This is a genomic window from Pseudomonas sp. Wu6 (genome assembly GCF_019891515.1).
Lineage (GTDB): Bacteria > Pseudomonadota > Gammaproteobacteria > Pseudomonadales > Pseudomonadaceae > Aquipseudomonas > Aquipseudomonas orientalis_A.
In genome coordinates this window covers 89,247-96,042 of the sequence record NZ_JAFLXH010000025.1, presented here as the reverse complement: position 1 = coordinate 96,042, position 6,796 = coordinate 89,247, and the positions used below count along the sequence as shown (strand labels likewise).

Below are 6,796 nucleotides of genomic sequence, written 5' to 3'. Positions count from 1 at the left end.
CACGGGCCAGGCGCTGCTTGAGGGTGGGAATGGCGAGGGCCATGACTGAACTCCGGATCTTGAAGATAAATGCAGATCCCCTGTGGGAGGGGGCTTGCCCTAATGCCAGTCTGTAGGAGCGAGCTTGCTCGCGAAAAACTCACAGGCGCCGCGTTCATTCAGGAAGCACGCGTTATCGTTGACGTTTTTCGCGAGCAAGCTCGCTCCTACAGCGGGCGTACGCTTAACTGACTGGCATTAGGGCAAGCCCCCTCCCACAGGGTTAGCGGTGCTGCTGGTTATTTAGCGGCCCAGGAATTGAAGCGCTGCTCAAGCTGCTCGCCGTTATCGGCCCAGAAGCTCACATCGATCTGCACCTGATTGGCGATATTTTCCGGCGTGGTCGGCATGTCCTTGAGCACGTCTTTGGCCAGCAACGGCACGGCCTGGGTGTTGGCCGGGCCGTAGGCGATGTTTTCCGAATAGATCTTCTGCTGCTGCGGCTGCACCGAGAAGGCGATGAATTTTTTCGCCGCTTCGGCGCGATCCTTGGCCAGGCCTTTTGGAATGGCCCAGGCGTCGAAGTCGTAGATGCCGCCGTTCCACACCACTTTGAGGTTGCTTTCTTTCTGCACGGCGGCGATCCGGCCGTTGTAGGCCGAGCTCATCACGACGTCACCCGAGGCCAGGTATTGCGGCGGCTGTGCACCGGCCTCCCACCACTGGATCGACGGCTTGAGTTCGTCGAGTTTCTTGAATGCACGGTCCTGGCCATCTTTGCCGGCCAGCACTTTGTAGACATCCTTGGGCGCTACGCCGTCGGCCATCAGCGCGAATTCCAGAGTGTATTTGGCGCCTTTGCGCAGGCCACGCTTGCCCGGGAATTTCTTGGTGTCCCAGAAATCCGCCCAACTGGTCGGTGCACTGGCGAGTTTGTCGGCGTTGTAGGCCAGCACTGTCGACCACACGAAGAAGCCCACGCCGCAGGGCTGGATCGCGCCTTTGACGTAGTCGGCGCCGTTGCCGAACAGTTTCGGGTCGAGGGGCTCGAACATGTCTTCGTCGCAACCACGGGACAGTTCAGGCGACTCCACTTCCACCAGGTCCCAGGACACGCTCTTGGTGTCGACCATGGCTTTGACCTTGGCCATTTCACCGTTGTATTCACCTGCAATGATCTTGCCGTTGCCCGCGCTTTCCCACGGGGCATAGAAGGCCTTGACCTGGGCCGCCTTGTTCGCGCCGCCAAAGGAAACGACGGTCAGGTCCGGGCCTGCCATGGCCTGTGTCGCGCCCATCAGGCCGATAGCCAGGGCCGAATACTTAAGGGATCTCAACATTGTTGTGCTCTCCACGTGCAGGGTTGGTGAAGCCAGGGGGCGATCAATTCGCCTCTAGAAGTGGGTCGAGTGCGCGAACGTGCTCGACTTGCCAGCCAATCGGTACTACGTCGCCGACCGTCAGGGCCGGGTCCAGCTCGGCGATCGGTTGTTTCACGAAAAAATCGGTCTTGCCGCAAACTTCCAGGCGCACACGCACGTGGTCGCCCAGGTAGATGAACTCCGCCACCCGCCCGGAAAAACGGTTGATGCAGCGGTCACTTGCGCCATTGAGGCTGACGCGCTCCGGACGCACCGACAGCGTCACCGGGCCGTTGATCGAGCCGACGTTCACCGCCAGCGCCTCGACCTTTTCGCCGCGCGCCAGCTCCACCACACAGCGCTCGCCGGTGTGGCTGTGCAGACGGCCATTGAGACGGTTGTTTTCGCCGATGAAGTTGGCCACAAAGGTATTTTTCGGCTCTTCATACAGGCTGCGCGGCGCGGCGATCTGCTGGATTTCGCCCTGGTGGAACACCGCCACGCGGTCGGACATGGTCAAGGCTTCGCCCTGGTCATGGGTCACATACACCACGGTCACGCCGAGGCGCTGATGCAGGTGCTTGATTTCCATCTGCATGTGTTCGCGCAATTGCTTGTCGAGGGCGCCGAGGGGTTCGTCCATCAGCACCAGCTGCGGCTCGAACACCAACGCGCGAGCCAACGCCACCCGCTGTTGCTGGCCCCCGGACAGTTGCGCCGGGTAGCGCTGGGCGAACGCGTCGAGCTGGACCATGCTCAGCACGCGCTTGACCCGCTCGCTGATGTCGGTCTTGCTCAAGCCACGCACGGACAGCGGAAACGCCAGGTTCTCGGCCACGGTCATGTGCGGGAACAGCGCATAGTTCTGGAACACCATGCCGATGTCGCGCTTGTGCGGCGGCACGTTATTGATCGAGCGCCCGGCCAGCTGGATTTCGCCGGCGGTGGGTGTTTCAAAGCCGGCCAGCATCATCAGGCTGGTGGTCTTGCCCGAACCGGACGGCCCGAGCAGGGTGAGGAACTCGCCCTTGCGAATCTCCAGGTTGAGGTCTTTGACGATCAGGTTTTCGCCATCGTAGCTTTTCTGCACGCCACGAAAGCTGACCAGCACATCATTTGAATCCACCTCGCTCATACCCGCACCTTTGTGTTTTGGACCGCTGTGACACAAGCGTAGTCCAGGCGCGAGGCCCCGGAAATCGGGGGCCAGGAGAGAATTCCATCAGCCGGATGGAAGGTTCGGGGTAGGGATCGCCCTACACGGATGGCGGGCATGGGACAGTGCAGCGGCAAGCCTTCGCCGGGCGGCGCTTGCGCGGTGTCGTTAATGGATACGCCGCTACAGCAGCTTGTGTTCCATGGCGTATTTCACCAACTCGGCCAGGGAGGTGATGTTGAGCTTTTGCATCAAGCGCGCCTTGTGCGTGCTGATGGTTTTGCTGCTCAGGGCCAACTGCAGGGCGATGTCGTTGACGTTGGCGCCTTGTGCCAGACGTTCGAACACCGAAAACTCGCGCTCCGACAGCAGCGAGTGCAAGGGGCGCGAATCCGTCAGGCCGACTTCGAAGACCATGCGGTCTGCCAGGTCCGGGTCGATATAGCGCCCACCCGCCGCGACCTTGCGAATCGCCATCAGCAGCAATGCCGGGTCGCTGTCCTTGGTGGCATAGCCGGCCGCACCCACCTTCAGGGCGCGGGCGGCCATTTGCGCCTCATCGTGCATGGACAGCACCAGGATCGCCGGCGGGTTGCTCAGCGCGCGGATACGCGCGATAGCCTCCAGGCCATTCACGCCGGGCATGGAGATATCCAGCAACACCACCTCGCACGGCACATGGCGCAGGGTCTCGAGCAATTGCTCGCCATTGCTCGCTTCGCCTACCACCAGCAGGTCCTTGGCCAGGCCGATCAATTGCTTGATGCCTTCGCGGACAATGGTGTGGTCTTCGGCTACCAGTACGCGGATCACAGGGGTTTCCTCTTATCGTTATGCATCCAGCGGCACCGTGACGCTCAGGGTGGTGCCCTCTCCCAACTCGCTGACCAGGCTCAACTGCCCGCCCATGATCAGTACCCGTTCGCGCATGCCGACCAGGCCGAACGATACCGCTCGCCCCTGCGTCTGCACGAAGCCGATACCGTCATCGCTGATGGTCAGCCGCAGGTTCGGGCCATCCACGCCCAGCGTCAGCTCCACAGTATGCGCCTGGGCATGGCGCATCACATTGGTCAGCGCCTCCTGCAGGATGCGGAACAGGCCGATGGCCTTGGCGTCGCTCAGTAGCGGCGGGTTTTCCGGGACGCGTACCAGGCAGGGAATCTGCGTGCGCGCTTCGAAGCGTCGTGCCTGCCATTCGATGGCCGAGGCAATGCCGGCGTCGAGAATCGGCGGGCGCAGCGCCGTGGCGACATCACGTACCAATTGAAAAAGCTGGGCTATCAGGCGCTTCATGCTGTTCAAGCGCTCGTTCAGGCCCGGGTCGAGTTGCGCATAGGCCAATTCACACATTGAGGTTTCCAGCTTGAGCACGGTGAGCATCTGCCCAAGCTCGTCGTGTACTTCGCGGGCGATACGCGCCTTTTCTTCTTCGCGCACCGTTTCCAGGTGGGCTGACAATTGGCGCAACTGTGCCTCGCTTTGCAGCAGGGCGGCCACATAACGGCGGCGCTCGGTGACGTCAGTCAGGTAAACCACCAGGTACTCGCCGTCGGCAAAGCGCAGGAAACTCAACGACACGTCTGCCGGCAGGATGCTGCCGTCGGCGCGCAGGCAGTCGGTGGCGAAGGTCTGCGCGCCCTCCTCGCTGGCCCGCCCTCGTTTCCACAGATTGAGCCAGCGGTCCATGGTCAATGTCGGGTCGAAATCGATCAGCGGTCGCTCGATCAATGCGCCAGCGCCATAGCCGAGCATGGTTTCGGCGGCGCGATTGGCGTAACGCACGTGACTGTCCCAATTGACCCACAGGATGCCGACCGTACTTTGATCGATGGAAAACTGCGTCAGGCGCAAGGCTTCAGCGCCAGCGGCGCGCGCCGCACTTTCCTCTCGCGCCGCCAACAGGTCGTGCTCCAGGTTGCGTTGTTGGCGGCGCTGCCAGAGCACCGCCGCGAGGCTGGCGAGCAGCATCAGGCCCAGCAGCACGCTGAGGTTTTTCCACACACCCATGGCGTTTGATAAGCGCGGGTACTGAGGCTGCAGCCAGCGGCTGTGCAATTGGTCGAGGTCGCGGGCGGGTATCGCCCGCAAGGCGCTTTGCATGATGCCGGCCAGCTGCGGCCATTCACGCCGCGTGGCCACCCGCAGCAACTGCGGCAGGCCGATATCGCCGACCACCGCCAGCCCGGCAAACTCCGCCTCGCCGGACAACCGGCCCAGTTGCGCCTCATCCACCACCGCATAGCGGGCCTGCCGGCTCACCAGTAACTGCAGGGCCTGACGCTCCATGGGCACGCCTTGCAGGTTGAGGTTGGGATAGGTGCTGCGCAGGTAGTCGGCCACCGTGCTGGGCATGCGCACCGCGATGCGCGATTGTGCGTCGAGTTTTTCCAGCTCCACCGCGCCGCCGCCTTCACGAATACCGACAATATGCTGGGGCACGCGCATATAAGGGTCGCTGAACAACCACAGGCGCAAGCCGGCCGGGGTTTGCTGCAGGCCGGGGGCGATGTCCACCTCGCCGTCGCGCACGGCGGCCTCCAATTGCTGCTGATCGGTAAAGTTGCGCCAGGTCAGCTCGATGCCCAGTGCCCTGGCCAGCCACTGCATCAACTCGACATTGGCCCCGGACAACCGCTGCAGCCGTCGGTCGTATTGCGCGTAAGGCGCCTGCAACACCAGGCCCACCCGCAATTGCGGGTGCTGCGCCAGCCACGCACGCTGCTGCGCATCCAGTTGCGCCTGGGGCACGACGGGGGCAGGCGCTGCGTTCGCCATCAAGGCAACACACAGACAGCCGATAACCAGCAGCAAGCGAAAACCCATGATCCACGTCTCACATCACTGACAAATACCGATCAACCCATTAGGCTGCTGAGATCTTCCGGCCGGGATTTAACGATGCCACCTCTAAACCGTTCGGCACTGCCAGCATTGTGCCTGTCGCTGCTATTTACCAGCGCCTTTTCTGTTCAAGCCGCCGATGCGCCTGCAGCCGTCGCGGAAAAACCCGCCGAGCGCCAGCCCTTGCCCGAGCGCAGCGAGGCAGAAGCCCGCGCGCTCGAACGCCAGGTTGCGCAACAGGAACAACAACAATTGCAGGCCGGCAGCGAGTCGTTCCTGGCCCTGTGGAGGCCCGCCAACAGCGCCGAACCCCAGGGCGTGGTGATTATCGTGCCAAGTGCCGGCGAAAATGCCGACTGGCCGCAAGCGATCGGCCCGTTGCGGCGCAAACTGCCGGACGCTGCCTGGGGCACCCTCAGCCTGTCATTGCCGGACGTCAATCTGGACACCTTGCCGCCACGCGTCATCGAGCCGCCCAAAGCGGCGGTCGATACCAGCAGCAAGGACGGCAGCACGGTCGCCAAACCCGTCGAACAGGCCGCCAGCGCGGAAGCCGAAGGCACTGACCCGGCGGTGGTACCGGGCGCGGATGAACAGGACAAGACCGACGCCAAACGTATCTTCGACCGCATCGACGCTGCCGTCGCCTTCGCCCAGACCCAGGGCGCCCGCAGTGTGGCACTGCTCGGTCACGGCACCGGCGCATGGTGGGCTGCGCGTTACCTGAGCGAGAAACAACCCGCCCAGGTGCAGAAATTGGTGATGGTGGCCGGCAAGACACCCGCCGCTCGTCAACCGGACCTGCAGCAATTGGCCCCAGCGCTGAAAGTACCTACGGCGGATGTGTTCTACCAGGACGGCGCCCAGGACGGCAAAAACGCACTGGCCCGTATCCAGGCGGCCAAGCGCGGCAAGAACGAAGGCTACAAGCCGGTGCAACTCCACGCCCTGCCCGGCAACGATGCCGCCGAGCAGGAACAGCTCTACCGGCGAGTTCGCGGCTGGTTAAGCCCGCAGGCCGATTGAACACATTTTTCGAAAGTGTTGAATAACCAATGTGGGAGGGAGCTTGCCCCCGATAGCCATAAGTATCTACACAACTCAACAGCGCCCAACCGTAACCACGATGCGAAGCGAGCCGCTCTTGACTTGATCTGCTTTTGATCTCAGGCGCCCCGTTAAACCACGCTGGCCGAACGCAGGCTTGAATCCGTGGGCAACCCGGCAGGACGCCGGGTTAGCCGCCCCGCGCCATGGATGGCGCGTGGCGGCGGCCCACGGATTCAAGCCTGCGTTCGGGCACACCGAGCCTAGGCGAGGTGCCGAGTGGTGGGGCAAGAGCGTTTTGCTTACTTTTGCGCTTTTCAAAAGTGAGCCGCCGTCAGGGCGGAACCCTAAGCAGCCGTTACCGCAGAAACGGATATGTACTCGGTCCAATCCAACATCCTGGCTAGCC

The 6,796-nt window shown here is 62.7% G+C and carries 5 protein-coding genes; 1 reads left to right on the top strand and 4 read right to left on the bottom strand.

Annotated features, from left to right (window positions below; all coding sequences use genetic code 11):
* Nucleotides 1-278: 278 nt before the first annotated feature.
* The 4 genes from J1G34_RS17970 to J1G34_RS17955 form a co-directional block, all read right to left on the bottom strand.
* Nucleotides 279-1,319, bottom strand: coding sequence for an ABC transporter substrate-binding protein (locus J1G34_RS17970; protein WP_065894189.1), 1,041 nt, complete (start codon nt 1,317-1,319; stop codon nt 279-281).
* A 43-nt stretch (nt 1,320-1,362) separates the two neighbouring features.
* Nucleotides 1,363-2,475, bottom strand: coding sequence for an ABC transporter ATP-binding protein (locus J1G34_RS17965; protein WP_222994434.1), 1,113 nt, complete (start codon nt 2,473-2,475; stop codon nt 1,363-1,365).
* 204 nt (nt 2,476-2,679) lie between these two features.
* Entirely contained in the window at nt 2,680-3,309 is a 630-nt protein-coding gene (locus tag J1G34_RS17960; protein ID WP_057723679.1) for a response regulator, read from the bottom strand.
* Between the two features lie 18 nt (nt 3,310-3,327).
* Nucleotides 3,328-5,322, bottom strand: coding sequence for a sensor histidine kinase (locus J1G34_RS17955; protein ID WP_222994433.1), 1,995 nt, complete (start codon nt 5,320-5,322; stop codon nt 3,328-3,330).
* A 75-nt stretch (nt 5,323-5,397) separates the two neighbouring features.
* Here J1G34_RS17955 and J1G34_RS17950 point away from each other — a divergent pair, with 75 nt between their 5' ends.
* Nucleotides 5,398-6,366, top strand: coding sequence for an alpha/beta hydrolase family protein (locus tag J1G34_RS17950; RefSeq protein WP_065894186.1), 969 nt, complete (start codon nt 5,398-5,400; stop codon nt 6,364-6,366).
* Nucleotides 6,367-6,796 lie beyond the last annotated feature (430 nt).